Below are 26233 nucleotides of genomic sequence, written 5' to 3'. Positions count from 1 at the left end.
TGTCACCCAGCCATTATTCGCTCAGCCGTTGGCAGCGATGCCTCCGGGCTCGCCGAAAAGATTGCGGTAAGCGGCGCCCGGATGCGGAGCGACGAGCCGTGGGCCGGATCCGCCAAGTTTTTCCCGCAGCGTTCCATTTGCATATTCTGTCTTGTAGACGCCGCGGTTCTGAAGTTCCGGCACCAGCAGGTCGACGGCATCCTCGAAACTCTCGGGCGTCACGGCATAGGCCAGGTTGAAGCCGTCGACATCGGTGTCCTCGATCCATTCCTGCATGAGGTCGGCAACGGTCCGCGGCGAGCCGACGAAAACCGGGCCGAACCCGCCGACGCCAACCCAGTCGGCCATTTCGCGCACCGTCCATTCCTTGGTCGGATCGATGGTCGTGAAGGTTTCGACGGCTGATTGCACCGCATTGGTATGACGGTGGCGCAGCACTTCGTCCGGTCTGAATTGACCGAAATCGATGCCGGTCCAGCCGGAGATCAGCGTCAGCGCGCCCTCGAAGGAGGCGTATTTCCGGTATTCATTGAATTTGCGCTGCGCCTCAGCATCCGTCTCGCCGAGAATGACCGTCTGCAGGTTGAAGGCGAGGATTTCGCGCGGGTTGCGACCAACGCGCTCGGCCGCCTCGCGCACATTGGCGACATAACGTTTCAGCACGGGTTTCGACGGCGAGGCCACGAAGATGCATTCAGCATGCGCACCGGCGAAGTCCTTGCCGCGGCTGGAAGCGCCTGCCTGGTAGAGCACCGGCGTGCGCTGCGGCGAGGGTTCGCTGAGGTGAATACCGGGCACGGTGAAGTGTTTGCCGGAATGGCGGATCGGATGGACCTTGTCCGGATGGGTGAAGATGCCGGCTTCCCGGTCGCGGACGACGGCGCCATCCTCCCAGCTGCCCTCCCAGAGCTTGTAGCAGACCTCGAGATATTCCTCGGCGAGGTCGTAGCGATCGTCGTGCCTGGTCTGCGCCGGCTGGCCGATATTGAGGGCGCCGCTGTTGAGATAGGAGGTGACGATATTCCAGCCGACGCGGCCTTTGGTCAGGTGATCAAGCGTCGAGATGCGGCGGGCGAAGGTATAGGGATACTCGAAGGAGAGAGATGCCGTCAGGCCGAAGCCGAGATGCTCGGTCGCATAGGCCATGGTCGGGATGAGTTGCAGGGGGTCGTTGACAGGCACCTGCGCCGAATGGCGAAGCGCGGCATCGACATTGCCGTTCAGCACGTCGTATACGCCGAGCACGTCGGCGATGAACAGCCCGTCGAACTTGCCGCGCTCCAGCGTCTTTGCCAGATGCACCCAGTAGTCGAGGTCCTTGTAGGTCCAGGACTTGTCGCGCGGGTGGCGCCAGAGCCCCGGCGATTGGTGTCCGACGCAATTCATATCGAAGGCGTTGAGCCTGATTTGGCGGGTCATGTCTTTCTTCCTTGGAATTTAAGGATTGCTGCGGCCAAGGCCATAGGTCAGCGCCAAAGCGCCGACGAGCACGGCGCCCTTGACGAAATCCTGGGTGTAATAGGGAGCGTTCAGCATGGTGAGACCGTTCAGCAGCACGCCGACGAAGACGGCGCCGGCGATGGTACCGAGCACATTCGGGCGGCGTAGATTGAGAACGGCAAAGCCGATCAGCGCGGCTGCGACCGAATCCATCAGCAGCGAGCCGCCGGAGGAGACGTCGCCACGGCCGACGCGGGCGGCGATCACGATCCCGCCGAGCGAGGCGAGCGTGCCGGAAATGACATAGGCGAGCGTCTTCAGTCTGACCGTTGACGCCCCCGCGAGGCGGGTGGCGAGTTCGTTGCCGCCGGTCGCAAACAGCAGCCGGCCGATGCGGGTGCGTTCGGTGAGAACGAAAAGCGCGACGGCGACGGTCGCCATCAGCAATACGGAAACCGGCAGGGTACCGAGAATGCTGTAGCGGCCGATCAACAGGAAAGCGGGGTCATAAGCACCGGTCGCTTTCGAGCCGTCCGGCAAGGTGAGGCCTGATGAAATCGACCGGCCGGCGGTGGGTATCAATTGCAGGCCGGAGAGCAGGAACATCATTGCCAGCGTCGCCAAGAGATCCGGCACCTTGAGGCGCACGATGAGCAAGGCGTTGACGAGGCCGACCACGGCGCCGAAGGCGAGTACGAGGGGCACCGTCGCATAGACGTCGAAGCCCCAGACGATCATCGCATAACTTGCCGCCATCACGCTCGACGCGGCGACCGCGCCGATCGAGAGGTCAAAACCGCCGACGGCAAGCGTGACGGTGACGCCGGCGCCGAGAATGGCGACGACCGAGACTGCCTGAAGGATGCTCATCAGATTGGCAAAATTGATGAAGGCAGGCTGGGCGATGGTGAAGCCGACGACGAGCAGCGCAAGCAGGATAAATACTGCGCCGGCCCGCAGAAATGCGCCAAGAGCTGCTAGCTGGCCGCCATTGGTCCGCGGCCCCTTTGGCCGAGCGCCAGCCTTTGAAAGAGCGTCGTCGTCGATCGTCGTCATGCGGAAATTCCCTGAATGGCGAAAGGAGCGGTGAGCCCGCCTGCAGCCGGCTTCACCACATGGCGGTCGATGACCAGGATGCGGTCGGCCACCTCATAGGCCTCCTCCGGATCGGAGGTCGCGATCAGCGTCGCCCGGTCGGTGCGGGTGCGGATGGCGTCGATGATATCGCGGCGAGCACCGACATCGACGCCTTGAAAGGGTTCATCGAGCAGCAGCAGCCGACTTGGCTCCGCCTCCCAGCGGGCGATCACCGACTTCTGCTGGTTGCCGCCGGAGAGCGACCAGACCGAGGCTAGGGGGCCTTCGGCCTTGATGCCGAGACGGGTGATTGCCTGCACGGCCTCGCGCCGCTCGCGGCCGCCGATGAGGAAACCGCGCGGATACCATTTGGACAAATGCGGCAGGCTGATCGTTGCCGATAGCGAATGGCCGGGCCACGCCGGTGGCACCAGCGAGGAGCGATGACGGTCTTCGGCCGCCATGGCGACACCCGATGCAATTGCTTCTGCCGGGCTTTTCGGCCGGTATGGCAGGCCATCAAGTAACATCGCGCCACCACCAAGGGTCGTCACGCCGAAGATCGCCGAAAGCAATCGACTCTTGCCGGCGCCGAGCACGCCTGTCACCGCCACCACCTCTCCTTCATGCAAAGACAGGTCAAAGGTGGCGCCTGTCGGCCGCAGGCTGGCATCGCGCATTTCGAAAATCGCCGGCCCCGTTGTCGGCCGGGCATCCGGCCTCGCCGCGTCAAGCCTGCGGCCGATCATCGTCTCGATGGCGCCCGCAAAATCGATCGGCCGTGAGAAGGCGCCAACGACGCGGCCGCCGCGCATGACGAGCGCGCGGTCGGCGATCGCTTGGAGATCGGCGGTGCGATGCGAGATATAGAGGATCGCCAGGCCCTGCTTTCGAAGCCTCAGCAGAATATCGAAGAGGCGGCGGCTTTCTTCTCCGGAAAGGCTGGCCGTCGGCTCGTCGAGAATGAGGAGATCGGCACGGTTGGCAAGCGCGCGAGCGATTGCGATCAATTGCCGGTCGGCGCTGGCGAGCTCGCCGAAATCGCGGTCGAGCGGGAGGGTAAACCCGGCGCCATCGAGGATCGCCTGGGCGGCGCGGCGGATGCCGGCGCGTGAGACGAAGAAAGGGGTGCTGCGATCGGCAAAATGGTTGAGAAGCAGCGCATCGGCAACGGTCAAGCCGGCTGCGCCGACCAGATCGGTTGACTGATGCACGGTGACGACGCCGGCCTTTGCCGCTTCGGCCGGACTGCGCGGCACGAAGGGACGGCCATCGAGATTGATTGTGCCCGCTTCCGCCGAAAGCACACCGGACAGGATCTTCACCAGAGTCGATTTGCCCGCACCGTTTGCGCCCATCAGCGACACGATCTCGCCACGCTCGATCGAAAGATCGGCGCCAGCGAGCGCCCGCGTCGAGCCGAAGCTGCGGGTCAGGTTTTCGACGTGAAGAAGGGGCATCGGCACGGTCCGGGACTGCATTTGTACCGGGAGTGTGCCCTGTCTGGGCGGTCGAATTCCAGGCACGCATTTCCCGGCGGGCAGCGCCGGGGAAACAAAGAATCTCCCGCAGCCGGCAAAATCGGATCATTTAATCTACTAAAAAGATAGAGTTTATATCTAATACTTCGACACGTCGCGAGGTTTCCCTGTCAGACGACGTCTCTCATTGCTAAAAGGAACGCGACGATGAAATCCCTTGCACGGCTTGCTCTTTCCGCCGCCGTCATTCCGTTCATTTTCATTCAAGCCGCAAAGGCCGACGGCCTGTCCGGGGCTCCGGCTCCCTTCGACAAGGGCGGCGTCAAGGTAGCATTGATCAGCTATATCTCGGCTGGCGATTTCTTCCAGGCCTACCAGGCCGGCGCCGAGGCTCAGGCCAAGGCGCTGGATATCGACTTGCGGGTCTTCCCCGGCCGTCAGGACGCCGCCGAGCAGCGTGAGCAGATCCTGCAGGCAATCAATCTCGGCGTCTCCGGTATCGTCATCGACCATGGCCTGCCGGAATCGCTCGGCGATGTCGTGCAGCAGGCGCTCGAAAAGGACATCAAGGTCGTGGCCTTCGACGTCAACCTCAACAACCCCAAGGTTCCGCAGGTGGAGCAGAGCGACCACGAACTCGCCTCATTGGCACTCGAACAGGTTGTGAAGGACAACGGCAAGGATTTCAAGGCGGGCTATGTCTATGTCGCCGGCTTTGCGCCGCTCGACCGCCGCAATGAAGTCTGGGAAAAATTCAAGTCGGAGAACTCCGGCATCGTCGAAAAGGCCCGCTTCGGCAATGTCAGCGACACGACGGCGACATCGACTGCCGACCAGGCGAAGGCCGCGCTCACCGCCAACCCCGATATATCGGTGGTCTTCGCGCCCTATGACGAATTCGCCCGCGGCGTGAAGCTTGCCGCCAACGATCTCGGCTTCGGCAAGAAACTCAAGATCTATTCGGCCGACGTCTCGACGGCCGATATCCAGGAGATCACCGAGGAAGGCAGCCCCTGGGTCGCCACCGTCGCCACCAATCCTGCCGTCGTCGGCGCCGTCTCCATCCGTGCCGCCGCGCTCGAAATCGCCGGCCAGACGGTTCCGCGCCAAATTACCGTGAAGCCGACGCTTCTGACGCAGGAGAGCTTGCGGGCGGCCGGCGTCAAGACAATCGAGGATCTGGCACAGAAGATCCCCGCCTTCAGCAAAAGCGATGCGGCGACCGCCAGCTGGATTCCGGACAAGCTGTTCTGAGGCTGCGCACCATCTCGATCCTTCCGGCGGGAGCTTGGGCTCCCGCCGGATCATCTTGTTTACAGAATTGGAGACCCCGCCCATGAGCCAATCCAATGTCGTCTTCGCGACCAGCCGCAACCCGACGCGGGAAGACCTTTTCGCCCGCGCCGAGGAGATTTCGGCAGACCTGTCGCGCCGTGCCGCCGAACTCGACCGCGAAGGTCGCCCGCCGCTTGCCGAGATCGTCAAGCTGAAGAATACCGGCCTGCTCAACGCGCTGCATCCCACCCAGATTGGTGGCGGTGGCCTCGACTGGGTCGACGGGCTGAAGCTGGTGCGCATCCTCGCCCGCGGCGAGAGCTCGATCGGCCAGCTGCTCGGCTACCACTATGTCAACAGTCAATATATTTACTGGGCGCTCGATGGGGCGCGTGCCCATGCCCTGGGAAGCGAGACGGTCGCCAAGAACCTCTATTGGGGTGCGGCGGTCAATCCGCGCGATCCCGGGCTGGTGCTCACCCGCCGGGCCAACGGCTATGTCTTGAACGGGCGCAAATCCTTCTCCACGGCGGCGCGGGTTTCTGACTACATCAATGCCAATGCCGCACTCGACGACAAGATCGCCGGCTTTGCCGTGCCGACCGATCGGCCCGGCTACGTCGCCAATGACGACTGGGACAATATCGGCCAGCGGCTCTCCGACAGCGGCAGCGTCGAGTTCCACGATTTTCCCGTCTACGAGGAGGACTTCGTCAGTGAACCGACAGCACCTGACGTCGCGCCGCCGGTGTTGTCGACCTTCAACACACCGTTCATCCAGCTGGTCTTCGTCAACTTCTATCTCGGCACTGCCGAAGGCGCGCTGCAGGCGGCCGTCGATTATGTAAAAACTACCACCCGCCCGTGGATTACGTCAGGCGTCACGCGGGCGGCCGACGATCCCTATATCCTCGAACGCGTCGGCGAATTCACCGCAGCGGTCAAGGCCTCGGCCGCCCTTGCCGACAGTGCGGCAGCCGCCATGCAGGCGGGCCTCGACCGCGGCCGCGATGTGACTGCGCGCGAGCGCGGCGAGGCGGCAGCGGAAGCCTATGCCGCCAAGGTCAATGCCACCCATGTCTCGCTCGATATTACCTCGCGGGTCTTCGAGCTGACGGGGGCGCGCTCGACGGCGGATAAATACCGCTTCGACCGGTTCTGGCGCAATGTCCGCACCCACACGCTACACGATCCGGTCTTCTACAAGGCGAAGGAAGTCGGGGAATTCGTACTGAACGACAGGATACCGGAGGTCAGCCTCTACAGCTGAAGTGATCACGGCCTTGAAAGCAAAAACCCCGCTGCCAGCACCGGCAGCGGGGTTTTCAATTTAGAGTGAGACAAAAGTTTCAGAGCGCGCCGTTCCTCGGCGGCGTCACGCCGTTCAGATGGTAATTGCCGACGACGTGATATTTCCAGCGCACCGGATCATGCAACGTGTGGGTGCGTGCATTGCGCCAGTGGCGGTCGAGATTGAGGCCGATCTGCACCGAAGACGTCCCGGCAAGCTCGAAAAGCGTATTCGAAGCCTCGAGCGCTACTTCTGTCGTCAACACCTTGGCGGCGGCGACAGCAAGCGTCGCCTCGACCACCTTTTGCTCGGTCGTCTCGACCTGCGCGGCGTCGACCTTGTGGCCGGCACGCTCGACGAGAGCGGTCGCGGCTTCGAGCCGGATGGCGATCTGGCCGACCTTGGCGATCGTCAGCGGGTCATCGGAGGCGCGGTCGAGGCCGCTATCCATCCAGGGTCGTGATTTCGTCCTGACGAAATCAAGCGTCTCGGCAAAGGCTGCGCGCGCGATGCCGAGGTCGACGCCGGCATGGATGATCTGCCCGACGGAGCCGATCGTCGTCGGCCGTTCGAAACCCCTGTGATGAAAGACCACGGAATCAGCGCTGACATAGACATTGTTGAGGATCGTCGTACCGCTGCCGGTGGTGCGCTGGCCGAAGCCGTCCCAGTCATCGACAATCTCGACGCCTTCGGTGCCCTTCGGCACGAAGGCCATGGTCAGCCGGTCCTCTTCGTCGAGCGCGAAGACGGTGATCCAGTCGGCGAAGAGCACGCCGGTCGAATAGAATTTGCAGCCGTTGATCCGGTAGCCCGGGCCTTCGCGGGCAATGCGGGTGTTGTAATGGCCGGCCGTCTTCGTACCGCGCTCCGATAGTGCATTGGCGAACCGGTCGCCTGCGAGCACGCGGCTGAAGAAGTAGCGCTGCTGTTCCTCGCTGCCGTCGGTTCTGAGCGCCTCGAGAATATAGAAATGGTTCTGCGGGATCTGGCCTATCGAGCCGTCCGCCTGCGACAGGATCGCCGTGATCTCGGCAAGCACTGCGTTCGAGACATCCAGCCCGCCATACTGCGCCGGCACAGTGACCGCCAGAAGGCCGGACTGCGCGAGCAGATCGAGTTCGGCAAACGGCAGAAGCCGGTCGCTGTCGCGCTCGGCGGCGCGCACGGCAAATTGCGCCGCCAGCCTGCGAGCCGTTGCAATTGCCTCCTCGTCGCTGCCGATACGGTCGGCCACGGGCCGGATCTGATCTGCTTGCCTCAGCACGGTATTCATCGAGGTCTCCAAGTTCTGATGATCCTATCGGTGAAAGAAATCGGGTGTCGTGATAAGAGTACAAATTCTATAGATGGGATAGAAAATAAAAAGTGTTTGCTTATGCGCGGTTGCCCGGCGCGCTTAGTGTTTATCCGGCCTTTGCGCGGCGGCGGTGCTCCCGAAAGGATGAAGTCCCGTCCGGAATTTGCCGCCGCCGGCCTCGATTTGATCGAGGCGACCTCTTACCTATCGATATCCGCTACCCCCGCGCAGCGGTTTGAAAACCCGCAATGTGGGCAGGCGGCCGCCTTGCCCGACCATGAGGAAAATCATGACCCGTTCACGGCAGTTGCGCCTTGGCGCCTTCATGCGTCCCGTCAGTCTACATTCCGGCGCCTGGCGCTATCCCGGTTCCTATCCCGACGCCAATTTCAACTTTGCGCATCTGAAATCCTTCGCGCAGGCGCTGGAACGGGCGAAATTCGACGCCTTCTTCATGGCCGATCACCTGGCCGTACTCAACATGCCGGTCGAGGCGCTGCGGCGCAGCCACACCGTGACCTCCTTCGAACCCTTCACCTTGCTCTCGGCGCTCGCCGCGATAACGGAGCGCATCGGCCTCGTCGCCACCGCCTCCACCACTTTCGACGAGCCCTACCATATCGCCCGTCGTTTCGCCTCGCTGGACCATATCAGCGGCGGCCGCGCCGGCTGGAACATCGTCACGACGTCGAACCCCGACGCGGCGTTGAATTTCGGCCTCGACGAGCATGTGGAGCACGGCGAGCGCTATCACCGCGCCCGCGAATTCTACGATGTCGTGACCGGGCTCTGGGACAGCTTCGCCGACGACGCCTTCATCCGCGACCGGGAAAGCGGCCTGTTCTTCGATCCCGATAGAATGCATGTGCTCGGTCACAAGGGCGAGGAACTCAGCGTGCGCGGGCCGCTCAACATCGCCCGCCCGCCGCAGGGCTGGCCGGTGATCGTCCAGGCCGGCCAATCCGATCCCGGCCGCCAGCTGGCTGCCGAGACTGCCGAAATGGTTTTCTGTTCGCCGCGTGATCTTGCCGCTGGAAAGGCACTCTATGCCGACATCAAGGGCCGCATGGAAGCGATCGGCCGCAACCGCGATCACCTGAAAATCTTGCCCGCCGCCTTCGTCATCGTCGGCGACAGCATCGAGGAGGCGCGCGCCAAACGCGCGACGCTCGACAGCCTGGTGCATTACGACAGCGCCATCGCTTCGCTTTCGATCGCACTCGGCCATGATGCTTCCGGCTTCGATCCGGATGCGCCGCTGCCGACCGATATTCCCGACACCAATGCCAGCAAGACCGGCCGCGCCCAGGTTCTGAAGCTTGCCGCCGAGGAGAATCTGACCGTGCGCCAGCTGGCGCAGCGCTACGGCGGCTATGCCGGTCTTGCCTTCGTCGGCACGCCGGTGAGCATCGCCGACGAGATGGAGCGCTGGCTGGAGGAGGAAGGCTCGGACGGCTTCAACGTCGTCTTCCCCTATCTGCCGCAGGGCGTTCTCGACGTCACCGAACGGCTGGTTCCCGAGCTTCAGCGCCGCGGCCTGTTTCGCCGCGAATATGAAGGCACGACCTTGCGAGAGCATCTCGGCTTGCCTCGGCCGGAGAACAAGTTCTTTGCCGGCCGCACATGAAGTCCGGCTGGCTCCATGTTCATCATTTCGACCAGTGTTCGGACGCGAACTCCTTGTCGCCCCTGCCGACCTCGAACGCGTCGCTTTCCCCCGACACCAGTTCCAGCGGCCAGATGATGTTGCGGCCGGCGTTTGGATAAAGCACGCGATAGGCCGGCATGTGGGCAAGAAGCATCTGGCCGAGCGCGATCCCAAGATCGTAGAGCGACATGCGGAAACAGCTGAGCGAGGGCTGCAGAAACCGGGCGCGCGGGGCATCACGGAAGCCGATCACTGCTAGATCGCGGCCGGGCATGACGCCTGACTCCATCAGACGGCGGTAAAGGCCGATCGCCATCAACTCGTAGATCAGGATGATCGCCGTTGGCCGATCTGGCAGCAGAAGCAATTCATGGGCCGCCTGGTAGCCACCCTGTTCGCTCGATTTGACGCGAATGACGAGCGACGGATCAAAGCGGATGCCGTGCCGCTCGAGCGCCCGGCGGTAGCTCTCGACAAACACATAACCGAGATTGACCTCGCTTAACGGCGCCGTAATTGCGATCCTGCGGTGGCCACGCGCCACCAGCCGCTCGACGGCACGATCGGCGACGCCCTCGAAATCGAGATCGATCCAACGGGAATTGCTGGCCGAAAGGCTGCGGCCGACTGCAACAAAAGGGATCTCTGCCCGCGACAGGAAACCAATGCGCCGATCGATGCGCTGCGTGTTCGAGATGATCATCGCATCGACGATGCGCCGCGCGACCATGCGCTTCAAATATTCGTGCGGGTCCTCGTCGCTCGGGCAGGGCAGCATGACGAGGTCGAGCTTGTGGCGGGCAAAGACGCTCTGCAGGCCGCTGGTGACGCCGAGGAAGAAGTTGTCGGCGTTTTCGACCGCCTCGGCACTGGACTCGATCATCAGGCCTATGACCCTCGTCTCTCCCTGTCTCAGGCTCCGGCCCGACTGGTTAGCGACATAGCCAAGCGCCTCGGCCGCCGCCAGCACGCGACGACGCGTTTCCTCGTTGACATCCGGCTTTCCATTCAGAGCCCGAGAGACCGTGCCGATCGAAATGGCCAGGTGTTCGGCAAGCTGGCGGATTCCCTTCATCGGCTGCGATCCCTCCGGGCCGTAATTTTCGCAGTTGGCGTCTATTGACACCGCAAAATGTTTTCGCCTACAGTCGTAAACGTTTACGGAGTGCGTGTCACCAGGAGAGTTGGCGCCATTCCCCGGAGGAAATCGTGAAATTCAGTGCCATTCTGTGCGGGTGCGGAGCTATGTCCAAAGGTTGGTTGCGCGCCATCGCATCCAATCCCGATCTCGTCGAATCCATTACCATCGTCGGCCTCGTCGACCTCAATCGCGAGACTGCCGAGAAGCTCGCTGCGGAATTTGGGATCGAGGGCGCCGTGATCGGTTCAGGCCTCGCCGAGGTCATCGCCGCGACGAAGGCGGATCTGGTCTTCGATATTGTCATTCCGTCCGCACGTTATGATGTCGTGTCGACCGCACTCAAGGCCGGCTGCCACGTGCTCAGTGAAAAGCCGATGGCCGCCTCGCTGGCCGAGGGCGCCGCGCTGATCGATCTCGCCACAGAGACCGGCCGCGTCCACGCCGTCATCCAGAACCGCCGCTTCATCTCGGGCATCCGGCGCCTTCGCCGTTTCGTCGACAGTGGCGCAATCGGCGAACTTACCGCCATCCATTGTGACTTCTTCCTTGCGCCGCATTTCGGCGGCTTTCGCGAAGAAATGGACAATGTGCTTCTTCTCGACATGGCGATCCACACCTTCGACGCGGCCCGCTATGTCGCCGACAAAAAGCCGCTCGCCGTCTATTGCGTCGAGAGCAACCCGAAAGGTTCCTGGTACCGGCACGGCGCGTCGGCGAATGCCATTTTCGAGTTTGCCGACGATATCGTCTTCACCTATCGCGGCTCCTGGTGCGCCGAAGGTGAGCGCACCAGTTGGGAAAGCCAGTGGCGGCTCGTCGGCTCAAAGGGAATGCTGACCTGGGACGGTGAGGAGAATTTCAAGGCGGCCGTTGCCGGCGAAGAGCCTGGCCTTCTGCGCGGTTTTGCTCCCGTAAACGTTCCCGGTCCGGAACACGATGAAGAAACCCACGGCCACGCCAGCGTCATCGCCGATTTCATCGCGGCGATCGGCACGGGCAATCAGCCCGAGACCGTCAACTCCGACAATATCAGAAGCCTGGCGATGGTCTTCGGCGCCATCGAAAGCGCCAAGACAGGCCGGCGCATTGAAATTTCAGCATAGGATCAACTGACGTGAGCAATCCTGCAAAATCCATTCGCATCGGCACCATGGTCAGCGGCAACAAGGGCGACGCCGCCACGCGCATCGGCCAGATTGCCGAGCTGGGCTTCGAGAGCTTCGAACCCTTCTTTTGGCAGACGACGAAGGGACAGAACCTCGCCGAACTCGGCAAGCGCTGCCTCGACGCGATCGGCGACCGCGACATCACCATTTCGACGCTCGGCATGTTCGGCAACCCGCTGGAAGAGGACGCGATCGACCTGGAGACTTTGCAGGGCTGGAAGGACTGCATCGACAACGCCCATCATTTCGGCGCCACCTGCGTCGCCGGTTTCACCGGACGCATTCGCGGCAAGCCGCTGACCGACAGTCTTCCGCGCTACAAAGAGATCTGGAGCGAACTCGCCAAACGCGCCGCCGACAAGGGCATCAGGATCGCCTTCGAGAATTGCGCCATGGACGGCAATTGGGCAAACGGCGACTGGAACATCGCTCACAATCCCGACGCCTGGGAACTGATCTTCAACGAGACGCCTGATGACCATATCGGCCTCGAATGGGAGCCTTGCCATCAGATGGTCTATCTGATCGACCCAATGCCACAGATCCGCAAGTGGGCGCACAAGATCTTCCATGTCCATGGCAAGGACGCGACCATCCGCTGGGAAGTCATCAAGGAACACGGAATCTTCGGCAAGGAGAAGTTCGTCTTCATGCGCACGCCGGGCTTCGGCGACAGCAACTGGACCGACATCATTTCCGAGCTGCGCCTTGCCGGCTGGTCGGGCTCGATCGACATCGAAGGCTGGCATGACCCGGTCTATCGCGACGAACTGGAGATGACTGGCCAGGTTCACGGGCTCAACTATCTAAAGAAATGCCGGGGCGGAGATTTCATTGTTGATCCCTGATCAACCGCCTAAGGTGGAGCGCCGCCGGGCTGGGAGGCCGGGGCGGGGCGCCATGACTGACTAACTGGTCTTTTCGCGGCGCAGCCGCTTTTTTGGGAGGAAGGCATGAAAAGAATTGCAACACTTGCGCTAGCACTCGGCACGGCGATGCTGATGACATCGATCGGCCATGCCGAACAGAAGACCTTCAAGATCTGGTGGTTCGAGGAGCCGACCACAGCTCAGGGCATTGTCTGGAAGAAGGCGCTCGAGGAGTTCAAGGCGAAACACCCGGACATCAACGTTAGCTTCGAGCAGAAGACCTTTCAGCAGTTGCAGGCCTCAGGAGGCATGATCCTCAATTCCGATCAGGCCCCCGACGTGCTCGAGTACAACAAGGGCAACGCGACCGCTGGCTTGGTTGCAAGCCAGGGATTGCTGACCAATCTGGATGCCTACGTGAAGAAGGAGGGCTGGGACAAGATCCTTAACGAAGGCGATTTTGTCCTAAGCCGTTATGACGAAAAGGGCATCTATGGCTCCGGTCCTGTTTGGGGCGTGTCTGTCTTCGGCGAATATGTTTCATGCTTCTACAATATCGACATGTTCGAAAAGGCAGGCCTCAAGCCGCCGACGACGCTCGAAGAGTGGGTCGCTGACCTGGAAGCCTTCAAGCAGAAAGGTCTCACGCCTCTCGCGCTCGGCGCCATCGACACCAGTGGCCAGCACTTGCTTGCCTCCCTCGCCTACACCAAGGCCGATGACGCCTGGATCCAGAATTATCAGGGTTTGAAGGCCCCTCTCGACGGCGCGCCTTACCTCTATGCGGCGCAGACATTGGTCGACTGGGTCAGCAAGGGCTACATCAGCAAGGACTCCACGGGCATGAAGGACCCCGACGCAGCTCTGCTCTTTACCTCCGGCAAGGCACCAATGTACGTCTCGGGCACGTGGAATCTCGGCACCTTTGCCTCGACTATCAAGGACTTCAAGTGGGGTCAGTTCGTGATTCCAACGCCGAAATATTCTGTCGGCTCGACAGGCAATCTCTGGGTCGTTCCCAAGAGTAGCAAGAATCCCGATCTCGCCGCAGAGTGGATCAGCCTGACCTTGTCGCCGAAGTACCAAGCTGAACTCGGCAATGCGGGCGGCGTCCCGATCGCCGCTGATCTTTCCGCCATCACCAATCCGATCGGCAAGAACGCCGCAGCGGTTTTCAAGCAGATCTCTGACAAAAACGGCCTCGGTTTCTATCCTGACTGGCCGGTCCCCGGCTACTACGACGTGCTCAATCAGAAAGACACCGGCCTCTTCCAGGGCAGTCTGACTGCGGAGCAGTTCGTCGAAGAGATCAAGCAGGTCTACGACGACGCGCAGGAGAATCAGTAGCGCGACCGTGAACGCTGGGCTGCGCCTCCGGCGCAGCCCATTGTGGTAGGCTGAAGGAAGAATAATATGGCCATATCCAGCCAGAGATCGATCGACGGGTCACGAAGCTATAGCCTCTACCTCGTCCCGGGGGTGATCGGCTTCATTCTGATCGTGCTCATACCGCAGCTTGCTAATATCGGGCTGAGCTTCACGGCATGGAAAGGCGTTGGCACGCCGCGACCGGTCGGCCTGCAGAACTATCATCGCCTGCTTGCGGACGATCAATTCTGGGGATCGATGTATCACACGCTGCTGTTCATCGTCTCGATGACCGTGATACCCGTATGCATCGGCCTGGTACTGGCGGCTCTGCTGTTCGACTACGTCAGGGACCAATTCGGGGAATGGGTCTCAAGCTTCTTCAGGGCCGGTTTTTACTTACCGCAGATCCTGCCCGTAACGGTCGCGGGCGTGCTCTGGGGTTGGATTCTCAATCCCGTCGGTGTCATCAACATCACGCTAAAGGCTATCGGCCTTGATAATCTTGCCCAGAACTGGATCGGCGATGCGACATACGCGCTTGCTGCCGTCTCGCTCGTTATTGTCTGGATACAGGTCGGCTATTGTCTGGTGGTTTTCATGGCCGGTCTTTCGCGCATCGACCCTTCTCTCTACGAGGCTGCCGACCTCGACGGCGCAAACTGGTGGAGCCGGCTGGTGACACTCACCATTCCACTCCTGGCGCCGGAGATCTTCGTCGTTGTGCTGACGACGCTGATCGCAGCGCTTAAAGTGTTTGCGCCAATCTTTGTCATCACCGCCGGCGGCCCCGACAATTCCACCCTGGTACCATCCTATCTGACCTACTACCATTTCTTCACAACACAACGCGTCGGCTATGCCGCAGCTATCGCGGTCGTGCAAACGACTCTGACGATCGCTTTGGCTGTGATTTTCCTACGCTTCCAGAGCCGGCAGGAGTCGAAGGGGTAGATCATGGCTTACTCAGTTCTCAGCGATGGTAAGACCGAGGCAAAGGCGACGGCGGCAGCCGATGGCGCGAGACGCGATCCCATGCGGTGGGTGGTGCTGGCCATCCTTATCCTACTCCTCGCCTTTACACTCTTTCCTTTTTTCCTTGCTCTGCTCAACGCCTTCAAGGCGAGCGCCGAATACGCAGTCGGCGGACCGCTTTCGATCCCTCGGTCGATCGATCTCACAGCGATCAAGAAATTCTGGACGGTGTCGGATTTCAGCCGCAAGCTGCTCAACAGTGTGGTGATCAGTCTCGCTGTTTCGGTTTTGGGGGTACTGATAAGCCTGTTCAACGCCTATGCGATTGGGGTCGGCAAGGTGCCGGGGTCGCGAGTGATTTTGGTGGTCTTTCTTCTCGGCATTATGGTGCCGCAGGAGTCCATTATCTACCCGCTTTACTACATGGCGAAAGCGAGTGGCCTCTACGATACACAGCTTTCCGTGATCATCATTTTCGCGGTCCTGCAAAGCGCTTTCGGGACTTACCTGCTCTCGACCGTGCTGAGTACCTTCCCCAAGGAAATCCTTGAAGCGGCGGAGATGGATGGCTCGACTCACTGGAAAACGCTGTGGTTCGTAGTCGTCCCGGTGCTGAGGCCGACGCTCATGGTCCTGGGAACCTTCTTTTTCATCTGGACTTGGAATGAATTCTTGATCCCACTCGTCATGCTGGTTTCCAACAACAACCAGACGGTCTCGGTTGCCATGGGCCTCACCCGCGGACAGAACATGTCGGACCCGGTGCTGCAGGCCTCGGCGGCTTTCCTGGGTATAATACCGACCGTGATCTTCTTCTTGATCTTCCAGCGTACGCTAACGCGCGGCATCGCCGCTGGAGCGGTCAAGTGACGACGTTTTTCACCCTTGACCATCTTATCGGTCCCGGTTGGGGACCAGCAAGGTTTTCGGTATGAGCCAGGACATCCAAATCGAGCTCTCGGGCGTCGAGAAGCACTACGGCGCCTTTCACGCGCTTAAGAACGTCAACCTTTCAATTCCCAAGGGCACGTTCGTGGCGCTGGTCGGTCCGTCCGGATGCGGCAAGTCCACGTTGCTCCGTTCGCTTGCCGGGCTGGAAAGAATTACCGGCGGCACGCTGAAGATTGCCGGCAAGGTGATGAACGACGTGCCTCCGCGGGCACGCGATATCGCCATGGTTTTTCAGAGTTACGCCCTCTATCCGCATATGACGGTGGAACAGAACCTGACCTATTCGCTGAAAATGCACGGCGTTCCTAAGGCTGAGGCAAAGCAGAAGGCGGAGGAAGTCGCTGTCATCACCGGTCTTTCCCGGCTGCTCGACCGTTATCCGCGCCAGCTTTCCGGGGGCCAACGGCAGCGCGTCGCCATGGGCCGCGCCATTATCCGCAACCCTCAGGCCTTCCTGTTCGACGAGCCGCTTTCCAATCTCGATGCTGCGCTGCGTGTCTCGATGCGCAAGGAAATCCGCGCCCTGCACGACCGGCTGGGCGCTACCTTCGTTTACGTCACGCATGACCAGGTCGAAGCGATGACGATGGCCGACCACGTGGTGGTGATGCGCGACGGCGTGATCGAACAGCAGGGGGCGCCGCTCGAGCTTTACGATCGGCCGGCCAACCGCTTCGTTGCCGGTTTCATCGGTTCACCGGCGATGAATTTCATTCCGGCAATCGTCGCGGAAGACGGCAAGAGCCTGATCCTGGATTTCGGCGCGGTGAAGCAGACACTTGCCATCAACCGCGCTATCGAGCCTGGGCGCAAGCTCTTCGCGGGTGTCAGGCCTGAACATATCGAGGTTGTCGCTCCCGGGCAGGGCAGCTTCGACGTCCCGATTGCCTTCGTCGAATCGACCGGCTCTTCGACCTTCATCGTCGCGGCGACCGAGCCGGAACTAACGATCGTCGAGACTCGCCGCGACCGGGTCAAGGCGGGAGACATGATTGGCCTCTCGATCGATCCGGCTCAGATCCATCTCTTCGATGCATCGACGGACCGATTGACATAACAACCGGTGGACAGGGGCGGCGGTCAGCTTCATAAAGCCATCATCGGCCTTGGCGAAGGGATTGCCTCCGCACAAGTCACTCCGTCCCATCTGCAGCGTCCGGATTTTTCATGGCATCCTCCCTGATATCAGCGCGTCTTTCACCGACCGCGTCATCCCGCCTTGTCGTGCTTGCTGAAGCCGTAGTGAAGGCGGGCGAAACCGCCCGCGTCTCGCTGCGGCGGCGAACCTCTCGGGAAATGCTCGCCAAGGCGCCACGTGACTATCAGACCGAGATCGATGTCGCCGTCGAGCGGATCATCGTCGACGAAATGACCAAGGCCTTTCCTGATTATGCCATCCAGGGCGAGGAAGCCGTCGGCAACCGCACGGCCGGGCCCGACGCGCCGATCATCTACATCGACCCGATCGACGGCACCACCAATTATGCCTGGGGCGTCCCGCATTTTGGCATGACGATCGCAATCGCCGAAGGCGGCAGTCTGGTGGCCGGCGTCGTCTATGACGCCATGCAGGACGAGCTGTTCAGCGCCGAGCGCGGCGGCGGCGCTTATCTCGATGGCGAGCGTATCCGCTGCGCCGATGTCGGCGACATCGAGAACGTGCTCATCGGTGCCGGGCTGCCGGTCCCCGGTCAGGTCAAGGCGGTGGCGGAAGAGACTTATTTCGACGCGATCAAGCGCCTGATGGCCAACACGGCTGGCGTCCGCCGCCTTGGCTCGGCGGCTTTGTCGATCGCCTATGTCGCCTGCGGCCGGCTGGACGGCTTCTTCGAGGATGGGCTTTCGATCCATGATTTCGGCGCATCGGCGCTGATGGTCGAAGAGGCGGGCGGCATCGTCACCCGTTTTTCCGGCGCCGAAGTCGACGGGAAGGGCGATATCCTCGCCGCCAGCAAGGCACTGCATCCCTGGCTCAAGCAAGGCTTTCAAGGCAAAGCCTGATCGTTTTGAACCGGCAGCGACATAGATCTCAGCGTGATCTTCAATGGGCGGTATCGCCAGACTGCGCTCATGGCGCCCCTTATGGAAATCGGCGGCGCGAGACACTATCTTTGGGCAAACAAGGAGACACCCAATGACCGAAGAACGTGCAGTGCTCGCCGGTGGCTGCTTCTGGGGTATGCAGGACCTCATCCGCCGATTGAACGGCGTGATTTCGACCCGCGTCGGCTATACCGGCGGCGATGTGCCGAACGCCACCTACCGCAACCACGGAACTCATGCCGAGGCGATCGAGATCATTTTCGATCCGGCCAAGACCAGCTACCGCGACATCCTCGAATTCTTCTTCCAGATTCATGACCCGACCACGCGCAATCGCCAGGGCAACGACGTCGGCATGAGCTATCGTTCGGCGATCTTCTACACCAGCCCCGAGCAGGAGCGCGTCGCCAGGGATACGATCGCCGATGTCGACGCATCCGGCCTCTGGCCCGGCAAGGTCGTCACCGAAGTCGTGCCGGCCGGCGATTTCTGGGAGGCCGAGCCGGAGCATCAGGACTATCTGGAGCGGATCCCGAACGGCTATACCTGCCACTTCGTTCGACCCGGCTGGAAGCTGCCGGCCCGCCAGAAGATCGCCTGAGGGAATTCATGCATGCATGCCGGACGCAACGCCGGCATGCATGACCCGTTCAATTGTTTAGCCGCCAGGCCCGGCCGCAGTATGGTCGACTATGACACACACCATCTCGTCAATGTCGCGATCGTGAATTTCGTGGCCTCCACCGGCAATCCGGTGCAGTCGCGCGTTCGGCACGATCCGGGTGAAGGCCTTTGCGTGCTCGATCGGGAAGAGGGGATCGGCCGTGCCATGGATCGCGAGAACCGGCGCCTCGATATTGGATGCATGGTGCGTGGCGGCCTCGTCCCCACTCGAGAGCATGAAATGATTGGTCGCACTGACAAAGGAGGTGGCACGACCGATGTCGCGTGCGATCAGCGCACTCGCCGCCTCGCCATCGTGCGGATGCCTGGTGCCGGCCAGCATGGCTGAATCGCGGCGCATGAAATCGGCAATGGCTTCAAGGTCCGACCAGTCGATATGCTCGGCAGCAGAGGAATGCTCCTTGTAAGCCTTGGTCGAGGAAGGCAGGCCTTCGATCCCGATCGGCGACGTGCTGATCAGGGTGAGGGTCAGCACGCGCCGGGGGTGGCGCAAAGCGGCCTCTTGGGCGACGAAACCGCCCATCGACATGCCGACCAAATGCGCGGCTTCAATCCCATAGCCATCGAGAACGGCGATGGCGTCTTCGGACAGATCGCCAAACGAATAGCCGGGCTCACCGGGCGCATAATGCGTGGAAAGGCCGGTGTCACGCTGATCGTAGCGGATGACGTAGCGTCCCTGGGCGGCGAGTTCCTCGCAGAATCGTTCCGGCCACCACAGCATCGAGGACATCATTCCCATGATCAGCAGGATCGGTGCGCCGGCCGGGTCGCCGAAAGCCTGGGTCTGCAGTTTCGCACCTGTGAGTTCGACGATCTTGTCGGCGACGAGTATTGATCCGGTCGTTTCCATGGCATCAATCCTCCTGGTTGCAGACCGCATTACTCTCCAACTTGCATCACTGATCCTAATATGCAATCTGTTTTCGCGTCATCAGCCGGTTCGGCGTGATGTTTTTTGCCGATCCCGCGGCGGCATTTGCCAATATCGGCCGGGCGATGCGGCCGGGTGGGCGCCTCGTGTGGATGGTATGGCAGAGCCGGGAGCGCAACGCGTGGTCCGGCGCCATCCGCCAGGCCTTGGCGGCGCCCACTGCGGTTTCTGCAGGTACACCCGATCCGTTTTCGCGGGGCGATCCTGGTGTTGCTAAGGAGCTTCTCAGCGCAGCGAGGGCGTGTTGTTCGCTCGCGGGCATGGATCATCACCGCTCGCCGAACGGCGGGATAGCGGAGAGGCGGGCAGAGCAACGATCTTCATCGATGGTCAGCGGCGTCATCTTTCAAGAGTGAGGTATGTAGTCCAGACCGCCGTCGATCTGCGCCGGGCGCCCGTCGAGGAAAAGCTCGCCGATGCGCGGCGCCGTACGGGCGACGACCTTGCCGCGGCGGACGACCGCCAGCCGGTTCGGCTTCAGCCGCAGCGCCTCCAGCGTGTCGTTCGCCTGGAGGACGACGAGATCGGCATTGCAGCCTTTCTCCAGCCCGTAGCCTGCAAGCCCCATCGTCTTCGCCGAATTGACGGTCAGCGCGTCGAATATCCTTTTCTTGTCGTCGATGCCGGCCATCTGCGCGACATGAATCGCCATGTGGCCAACCTCCAGCATGTCGCCGGACCCCATTGAATACCAGGGATCCATGACGCAATCGTGCCCGAAGGAGACATTCAGCCCGGCATCCATCAGCTCGCGGACCCGGGTCATGCCGCGGCGTTTCGGATAGGTATCGTGCCGGCCCTGCAGCATGATGTTGATCAGCGGATTGGGGATCACATTGATCTCCGCCTCTGCCATCAGCGGGATGAGCTTGGAAACATAATAATTGTCCATCGAATGCATCGAGGTCAGATGCGAGCCGGCGACACGTCCCTGTAGGCCGAAGCGGATGGTTTGCGCGGCCAGCGTCTCGATATGGCGCGAGAGCGGATCGTCGGTTTCGTCGCAATGCATGTCCACCGGCAGGCCGCGATCGGCGGCGATGCGGCAGAGCGCCTCGACCGACGCCGTGCCGTCGCCCATCGTCCGTTCGAAGTGGGGAATGCCACCGACGATATCAACGCCCATATCGAGCGCCCGGTTGAGCGCGTCGATCGCCCCCGGCGAGCGGTAGTAGCCGTCCTGGGGAAAAGCGACCAGTTGCAGATCGATATAGGGCGCGACCCTTTCGCGAACCTCGATCATTGCCTCGACCGTCACCAGTCTGGGATCACTGGTATCGACATGGCTGCGGATGAAAAGCAGGCCTTGCGTCACCGCCAGATCGCAATAGCGCAGCGCGCGGTCGACCAATTCCTCCTTCGTCACGATCGGGCGCAACTCCCCCCAGAGCGCGATGCCCTCGAGCAATGTGCCGGAGACGTTCATCCGCGGCAGCCCGAGCGACAGGGTGGCGTCCATATGGAAATGCGGATCGACGAAGGGCGGGCTCACCAGCCTGCCCGTTGCGTCGATTTCCTCTGCGGCCTGCGCCTGCAGATTGCGCTCGACGGCGACGATCCTGCGGCCCTCGATACCGATATCGATGCCGGTTCGGCCATCGGGGAGATTTGCGTTTCTGACGATTAGATCAAACATCGGAACCTCGTTTGAAAGGGCGGCTTCACCGCTCGCCGCGGCGATAGGGCTGCATCAGCGCCTGCGGCACGCGGGCGCGGCGGGCCATGATGGCAAGAGCGGCAATGGAAAGGATATAGGGCGTCATCAGGAAGAGCTGATAGGGTACAAGTCCGCTTAACGCCGTTTGCAGCCGAAGCTGAAAGGCATCGAAGAAGGCGAAGAGCAGGGCGCCGAAGAGCGCGCGGCCCGGCCGCCAGGAGGCGAACACGACAAGCGCGATGCAGATCCAGCCGCGCCCCTGCACCATGGTCGGAAAGAAGCTGTTGAACGCCGACAAGGTCAGGAAGGCGCCGCCCATTCCCATCAGCGCGCTGCCGATGATGACTGCACCGTATCGCACCTTCATCGGATTGACGCCCTGGGCTTCCGCTGCATGCGGATTTTCGCCGGTCATGCGGATCGCGAGCCCCACGGGCGTGCGGAAGATGATGTAGGCCATCAGCAGAGCAATCACGATCGCAAGATAGGTCGGCGCCGTCTGCGTGAAGAAGGCCGGGCCGATGAAAGGCAGCGTCGAGAGACCGGGGATGGCGATCGGCTGGAACGGCACGATGGTGGGCGGCGTATTGGCAAGCGGCACGATAAGCCTGAAGACATAATAGCTGAAGCTGGAGGCAAAGAGCGTGACCCCGAGACCGGAGACGTGCTGGGACAGGCCGAGCGTCACCGTCAGCGACGCATGCAGCAAGCCGAACGTGCCGCCGGCGACCGCCGCGATCAGCAGGCCGGTCCAGAGATCGGCACCATGATAGACGGAAAGCCAGCCGATCATCGCGCCAAAGGTCATGATGCCTTCGATGCCGAGGTTGAGCACGCCGGCCCGTTCACAGAGCAGGGCGCCGAGCGTGCCGAAAATCAGCGGCGTGGCGATCCGCAGGATTGCCGCCCAGAGCCCGGCGGAGGCGATGATATCGAACAATTGCGTCATCGCCTTATCCTGTATTGCGTGAAGAACAATGCTATCAGCATCGTCAGCAGCGACAGCGCCACCGTGACATCGGCGATATAGGTCGGGATGCCGAGGCCCCGGCTCATGCCGTCGGCGCCAACGAACATCGTGGCTGTGAAAATGGCGGCGAAGACGACGCCCAGCGGATTGAGGTTGGCGAGCATTGCGACGACGATGCCGGCATAGCCGAAACCGGGCGACAGATCAGTCGTCACATAACCCTTGACGCCCATCACTTCGATCGCTCCCGCAAGCCCTGCAAGCCCACCGGAGAGACAGGCAACCTTCACCAGTGTTCTTCCGAGCGGCACACCGGCAAAACTCGCACCGGCAGGATTGAGGCCTGCGGCGCGCGACTGCATGCCGAACACCGTGCGGGACTGGACGAAGTGGACGGCGATCGCCAAGGCGATCGCAATCGCCAAACCGATATGCAGGCGCGAGCGGGCGATCAGCTTCGGCAGCATGGCATGATCGCTGACGGATTGCGACTGCGGCCAGCCGAAGGCGAGCGGGTCCTTGAGGACGCCATCGATCAGCATCGAGACGAAAAGCACGGCGATGAAATTCAGGAGCAGGCTGGTGACGACCTCATCGACGGAAAAGCGCAGCCGGAGCCACAGCGGAACCAGGATCAGCACCATGCCGGCGATGGCGCCGATCAGCAGCAGCAGCGGAATGAGAAGGGGTGCGGGAAGATTGCCCAGCAGTTTCGCGCTTGCCGCCGCAACGGCGATGGCGCCGAGATAGAACTGGCCCTCGGCGCCGATATTCCACAGCCGCGCCCGGAAGGCGACGGCGGCGGCAAGTCCGGTCAGCATCAGCGGCGTCGCCCGTGTCAGCGTTTCAGTCGCCGAAAGCCGCGAGCCGAAGGCGCCGGTCAGGATGCGCCAATAGGCATCGAGAACAGGTGCGCCGGCGATCGAGATCAAGATGCCCGCCAGTGCAAGCGCCGCGATCACGGCGATGACGGGTGTAGCGATCAGCAGGTAAAGCGGGCGGTGCTCGCGGCGCTCAAATCGCATGATCTGCCTCGCGGGTCTCTTGCCATTCGCCGGCCATCATCAGCCCCAGTTTGCGGGCATCGGCGCCGTCGGCGTCGACGGGCGGCGACAGGCGGCCGCCGACGATCGCCTGTATGCGGTCTGCCAGCGCAATCACCTCGTCAAGATCCTCCGAAATCAGCAGCACGGCAGTCCCCTGCCGACGGGCTTCGAGCAGACGCGCATGGACGGCGGCAACAGCGCCTTCGTCGAGGCCGCGCGCAGGCTGCGCCGCGATCAGGATGCGCGGTCGCCGATAGAGACTGCGCCCGAGAATGAGCTTCTGCATATTGCCGCCGGAAAGCAGCCGGGTGCGAATGGCCGGGCCGCCGCCGCGAACGTCGAAGCCGTCGATGATTTCCCTGGCGAAAGCGATGCCGGCCTTGCGGTTGACGAGACCGTGGCGCGAGAAGGCCGGCGAGGCGATACGCTCCAGCACGGCGTTTTCCCAAATCGCCATTTCTCCGATCACGCCCTCATGGTTGCGGTCCTCGGGAATGCGCCCGATACCGGCTTCGACAACATCGGCGACGCCAAGATTGCCGACCACTTCGCCGAACAGCCTGAGATCGCCGCTGCTGCGCGCCAGCGTGCCGGAAAGAAGATGCGCCAGTGCAGCCTGGCCATTGCCGGAAACGCCGATAATGCCGAGGATCTCTCCCTGATGCAGCCGGAAGCTGATCGACTTCAGACGATCGATGCCGCCGGTTCGCACGGAAACGCCTGAGGCCTCGAGTGCAACGGCGCCGGGGGTCGACGGTTCGCGAACGGGCCGCGTTACGCGGTGCCCGACCATCAGCTCGGCAAGTTCCGCCTTGCTGGTTTCCGATGCCCTGCGCTCGGCCACCATCCTGCCGGCGCGCAGCACGACGATGCGGTCTGCCGCCGCCATCACCTCGTCGAGCTTATGCGAGATGAAGATCAGCGACAGGCCCTGGCGGGCCATTTCCTTCAGGGTCGTGAACAGCCGCTCGGCTTCGATGTTGGTCAGCACAGCCGTCGGCTCATCGAGGATCAGGATGCGGGCATCGTTGTAAAGCGCCTTGAGGATTTCCACTCTTTGCTGTTCGCCGACCGAAAGGTCGCCAAGACGGGCATCCGGATCGACTTGCAGGCCGAAGCGCTCCGAAATCGCCAGGAGTTTCTTGCGCGCCGCGGATGTTGCCGATCGCCAGGACCAAAGGCCTTCCGTGCCGGTCATGACGTTTTCGAGAACGGTCAGATTGGGCGCGAGCGAGAAATGCTGATGCACCATGCCGACGCCGGCGCGGATCGCCGCGCGCGGCTTTCCCTGCGGCACCTCGGCGCCCTCGATCAGAATTCGGCCGGCATCCGGCACGTAGTGTCCGAAAAGGATGCTCATCAGCGTGGTCTTGCCCGCGCCGTTCTCGCCGAGCAGGGCAACGACCTCGCCTTTGGCGAGCGTCATGGAAATATCCTCATTGGCAAGATTCGCGCCGAAGCGTTTGCTGACGCCGACAATTTCCAGAACAGGCCCGGTCATGACGGCAACCCCGCCACCGGAAAACGATGCTGCCATCGCCCCTCGGCCTCCAGGCGCGCCGCCAGCGACAGAAGCCGCGGCTCGTCACCCATCGACATCATGAGCTGCACCGGCAGCGGCATAGCGTGCTCATCCTGTCCGAAAGGCAGCGTCAAAGCAGGAAAACCCGAAATATTGGCAAGGCAGGCAAGCGGCGCAAACGCGGTCATTCGTTCCAGATGCAGATCGGTGTCGGCATGATCGGACGGAAAGGAGCCTATCGCAAGGGGCGCGGATGCAAGCATCGACATCACCATGCAATCGACCTTGTCGAACAGTGCCCAAAGGGCGTGGCTCACCAGAACGGCAGCGTTCAGCGTGTTCCAGAGCATAGACGCCGAAAGCGCCCGCCCGCGGGCCGCGAAAGCCTGCGTGAGAGGCTCGGCCCTGCTTTCCTCAAGACCCGCTGCCTCGATGAGTGCGGAAAGATTGACGGAAACGATATCGGCAAAGGCGCGGCCGCTGGCGGCGACGCTCCATTCGAAATCGGCCCACGCCAAAGGAACGATGACGTGTCCGTCGCTCTCCAGCATGCGCGCCGCGTCTTCGACGGCGGCAAGCCGGCTACCCTCGGTCGAATAGGTCGGCCCGGTATCGGTGAGCAGGCCGATCCGCAGACGGCCGTTGTCGATATCGGCGGGAGAGGGATCGGGAACGGGTCCGCGTGCATTACCGCTTAGCCGGTCGAAAATCAGCGCAGTATCCCGCACCGAGCGGCAGACCGCCAGTTCGCTCGCAATGCCGGCAAGGTGGTTGCCGAAAGATGGCCCGCCGGGGATGGCGCCGCGGGTCGGCTTCATTCCGACGAGACCGCAGCAGGCGGCGGGCACGCGGATCGAGCCGCCCGCGTCGGTGGCATGGGCAATCGCGACGATTCCGGCAGCAACCGCTGCCGCCGCGCCGCCGGACGAGCCGCCGGCGGTGCGCGTGGGATCGAGAGGGTTGCGACAGACAGGTCCGATCGCCGGTTCGCTGGCGAGCGAAAGGCCGAATTCCGGGCTCGTCGTCAGGCCGAACAGACAGAAGCCGGCGTCGCGGAACCGCGAAGCGAGATCGGAATCGGCTTCGCCGCCCTTTCTCTCGAAGAGGCGGGAGCCGGCTGTTACCGGCAGTCCGCGGAAGGGACCGCCGAGATCCTTCGCCAAGGTCGGCACGCCGGCAAAGGGCCGCGCCGCGAAACGACGGGGCACGGTCTGCCGCTCCCGGTCGCAGGCATGCGCCGCGGCGAGGCCCATGGCGCCGTCGAGATAGGCGATCGCGCCGAGCGGCGCATGCAACGCGGCGGCCTCAAGGGAGATGTGCATCGCTTCTGCAGCGCTCAGGCTGCCATGCCTAATCGCTGCCGCCAGTTCCGTCGCGTCGCCCTGCATGAGCCGA

22 protein-coding genes and 1 pseudogene are annotated in these 26233 nt (G+C 62.2%); 12 read left to right on the top strand and 11 right to left on the bottom strand.

Annotated elements, in window-relative coordinates; all coding sequences use genetic code 11:
- Window positions 1-21 precede the first annotated feature (21 nt).
- From RHE_RS22640 to RHE_RS22630, 3 genes are read right to left on the bottom strand one after another with little or no spacing between them, the layout of a single operon-like run.
- Window positions 22-1419, bottom strand: coding sequence for an LLM class flavin-dependent oxidoreductase (locus tag RHE_RS22640; protein ID WP_011427589.1), 1398 nt, complete (start codon window positions 1417-1419; stop codon window positions 22-24).
- Between the two features lie 18 nt (window positions 1420-1437).
- Window positions 1438-2496 carry an ABC transporter permease gene (locus tag RHE_RS22635; protein WP_011427588.1) on the bottom strand — a complete coding sequence of 353 codons (1059 nt, stop codon included), beginning with the start codon at window positions 2494-2496 and terminating at the stop codon, window positions 1438-1440.
- The gene (locus RHE_RS22630) at window positions 2493-3977 is read right to left on the bottom strand and encodes a sugar ABC transporter ATP-binding protein (RefSeq protein WP_042119694.1); all 1485 of its coding nucleotides are present in this window, start codon (window positions 3975-3977) and stop codon (window positions 2493-2495) included. Before RHE_RS22630 ends, RHE_RS22635 begins: the two co-directional genes overlap by 4 nt.
- 228 nt (window positions 3978-4205) lie before the next feature.
- Between RHE_RS22630 and RHE_RS22625 the strand changes: the two genes are divergently transcribed.
- Both RHE_RS22625 and RHE_RS22620 read left to right on the top strand, forming a co-directional pair.
- The gene (locus tag RHE_RS22625; protein ID WP_011427586.1) at window positions 4206-5252 is read left to right on the top strand and encodes a substrate-binding domain-containing protein; all 1047 of its coding nucleotides are present in this window, start codon (window positions 4206-4208) and stop codon (window positions 5250-5252) included.
- 82 nt (window positions 5253-5334) lie between these two features.
- Complete coding sequence (locus RHE_RS22620) at window positions 5335-6543, top strand: acyl-CoA dehydrogenase family protein (protein WP_011427585.1); 1209 nt, start codon at window positions 5335-5337, stop codon at window positions 6541-6543.
- A 79-nt stretch (window positions 6544-6622) separates the two neighbouring features.
- Here the strand turns inward: RHE_RS22620 and RHE_RS22615 are convergent, their stop codons facing one another.
- On the bottom strand, window positions 6623-7840 hold the full coding sequence (locus RHE_RS22615; RefSeq protein WP_011427584.1) for an SfnB family sulfur acquisition oxidoreductase: 1218 nt from the start codon (window positions 7838-7840) through the stop codon (window positions 6623-6625).
- A 313-nt stretch (window positions 7841-8153) separates the two neighbouring features.
- Here RHE_RS22615 and RHE_RS22610 point away from each other — a divergent pair, with 313 nt between their 5' ends.
- Entirely contained in the window at window positions 8154-9491 is a 1338-nt protein-coding gene (locus RHE_RS22610; protein WP_011427583.1) for an LLM class flavin-dependent oxidoreductase, read from the top strand.
- Window positions 9492-9513: 22 nt separating this feature from the next.
- Here RHE_RS22610 and RHE_RS22605 read toward each other — a convergent pair whose 3' ends face one another.
- A complete protein-coding gene (locus RHE_RS22605) occupies window positions 9514-10587 on the bottom strand; it encodes a substrate-binding domain-containing protein (RefSeq protein ID WP_011427582.1) in 1074 nt (357 codons plus the stop codon).
- A 134-nt stretch (window positions 10588-10721) separates the two neighbouring features.
- Between RHE_RS22605 and RHE_RS22600 the strand changes: the two genes are divergently transcribed.
- The 8 genes from RHE_RS22600 (at window position 10722) to msrA (ending at window position 18626) form a co-directional block, all read left to right on the top strand.
- On the top strand, window positions 10722-11756 hold the full coding sequence (locus RHE_RS22600; protein ID WP_020922725.1) for a Gfo/Idh/MocA family protein: 1035 nt from the start codon (window positions 10722-10724) through the stop codon (window positions 11754-11756).
- An 11-nt stretch (window positions 11757-11767) separates the two neighbouring features.
- Window positions 11768-12667, top strand: a complete 900-nt coding sequence (locus RHE_RS22595) for a sugar phosphate isomerase/epimerase family protein (RefSeq protein ID WP_011427580.1) — start codon at window positions 11768-11770, stop codon at window positions 12665-12667.
- Between the two features lie 105 nt (window positions 12668-12772).
- Window positions 12773-14035 (top strand): ABC transporter substrate-binding protein, encoded by a 1263-nt coding sequence (locus tag RHE_RS22590; RefSeq protein WP_011427579.1) that lies wholly within the window; start codon window positions 12773-12775, stop codon window positions 14033-14035.
- A 66-nt stretch (window positions 14036-14101) separates the two neighbouring features.
- The gene (locus tag RHE_RS22585; protein WP_011427578.1) at window positions 14102-15010 is read left to right on the top strand and encodes a carbohydrate ABC transporter permease; all 909 of its coding nucleotides are present in this window, start codon (window positions 14102-14104) and stop codon (window positions 15008-15010) included.
- 3 nt (window positions 15011-15013) lie between these two features.
- Window positions 15014-15901 (top strand): carbohydrate ABC transporter permease, encoded by an 888-nt coding sequence (locus tag RHE_RS22580; protein WP_011427577.1) that lies wholly within the window; start codon window positions 15014-15016, stop codon window positions 15899-15901.
- Between the two features lie 61 nt (window positions 15902-15962).
- Window positions 15963-17039: an ABC transporter ATP-binding protein gene (locus tag RHE_RS22575; protein ID WP_042119681.1), complete on the top strand. Its 1077-nt coding sequence runs from the start codon at window positions 15963-15965 to the stop codon at window positions 17037-17039.
- A gap of 110 nt (window positions 17040-17149) precedes the next feature.
- A complete protein-coding gene (locus RHE_RS22570; protein ID WP_011427575.1) occupies window positions 17150-17983 on the top strand; it encodes an inositol monophosphatase family protein in 834 nt (277 codons plus the stop codon).
- A gap of 133 nt (window positions 17984-18116) precedes the next feature.
- Window positions 18117-18626 (top strand): peptide-methionine (S)-S-oxide reductase MsrA, encoded by a 510-nt coding sequence (gene msrA / locus RHE_RS22565; protein ID WP_011427574.1) that lies wholly within the window; start codon window positions 18117-18119, stop codon window positions 18624-18626.
- Window positions 18627-18683: 57 nt separating this feature from the next.
- Here msrA and RHE_RS22560 read toward each other — a convergent pair whose 3' ends face one another.
- Complete coding sequence (locus RHE_RS22560) at window positions 18684-19562, bottom strand: alpha/beta fold hydrolase (protein ID WP_011427573.1); 879 nt, start codon at window positions 19560-19562, stop codon at window positions 18684-18686.
- Between the two features lie 80 nt (window positions 19563-19642).
- Here RHE_RS22560 and RHE_RS34485 point away from each other — a divergent pair.
- Window positions 19643-19879 (top strand): annotated as a pseudogene (locus RHE_RS34485) (methyltransferase); the annotation flags it as partial.
- A gap of 110 nt (window positions 19880-19989) precedes the next feature.
- Here the strand turns inward: RHE_RS34485 and RHE_RS22550 are convergent.
- The 5 genes from RHE_RS22550 to RHE_RS22530 are packed head-to-tail and all read right to left on the bottom strand — an operon-like array spanning window position 19990 to window position 26226.
- On the bottom strand, window positions 19990-21279 hold the full coding sequence (locus RHE_RS22550) for an amidohydrolase family protein (RefSeq protein ID WP_011427571.1): 1290 nt from the start codon (window positions 21277-21279) through the stop codon (window positions 19990-19992).
- A gap of 25 nt (window positions 21280-21304) precedes the next feature.
- Window positions 21305-22249, bottom strand: coding sequence for an ABC transporter permease (locus RHE_RS22545; protein WP_011427570.1), 945 nt, complete (start codon window positions 22247-22249; stop codon window positions 21305-21307).
- Complete coding sequence (locus RHE_RS22540) at window positions 22246-23295, bottom strand: ABC transporter permease (RefSeq protein WP_011427569.1); 1050 nt, start codon at window positions 23293-23295, stop codon at window positions 22246-22248. Before RHE_RS22540 ends, RHE_RS22545 begins: the two co-directional genes overlap by 4 nt.
- Window positions 23285-24817 carry an ABC transporter ATP-binding protein gene (locus RHE_RS22535; protein WP_011427568.1) on the bottom strand — a complete coding sequence of 511 codons (1533 nt, stop codon included), beginning with the start codon at window positions 24815-24817 and terminating at the stop codon, window positions 23285-23287. Before RHE_RS22535 ends, RHE_RS22540 begins: the two co-directional genes overlap by 11 nt.
- The gene (locus RHE_RS22530; protein ID WP_011427567.1) at window positions 24814-26226 is read right to left on the bottom strand and encodes an amidase; all 1413 of its coding nucleotides are present in this window, start codon (window positions 26224-26226) and stop codon (window positions 24814-24816) included. Before RHE_RS22530 ends, RHE_RS22535 begins: the two co-directional genes overlap by 4 nt.
- Window positions 26227-26233: the final 7 nt, after the last annotated feature.

The sequence above is a fragment of the Rhizobium etli CFN 42 genome (genome assembly GCF_000092045.1).
Taxonomy (GTDB): domain Bacteria; phylum Pseudomonadota; class Alphaproteobacteria; order Rhizobiales; family Rhizobiaceae; genus Rhizobium; species Rhizobium etli.
This window is presented reverse-complemented; position numbering and strand designations above follow the sequence as displayed.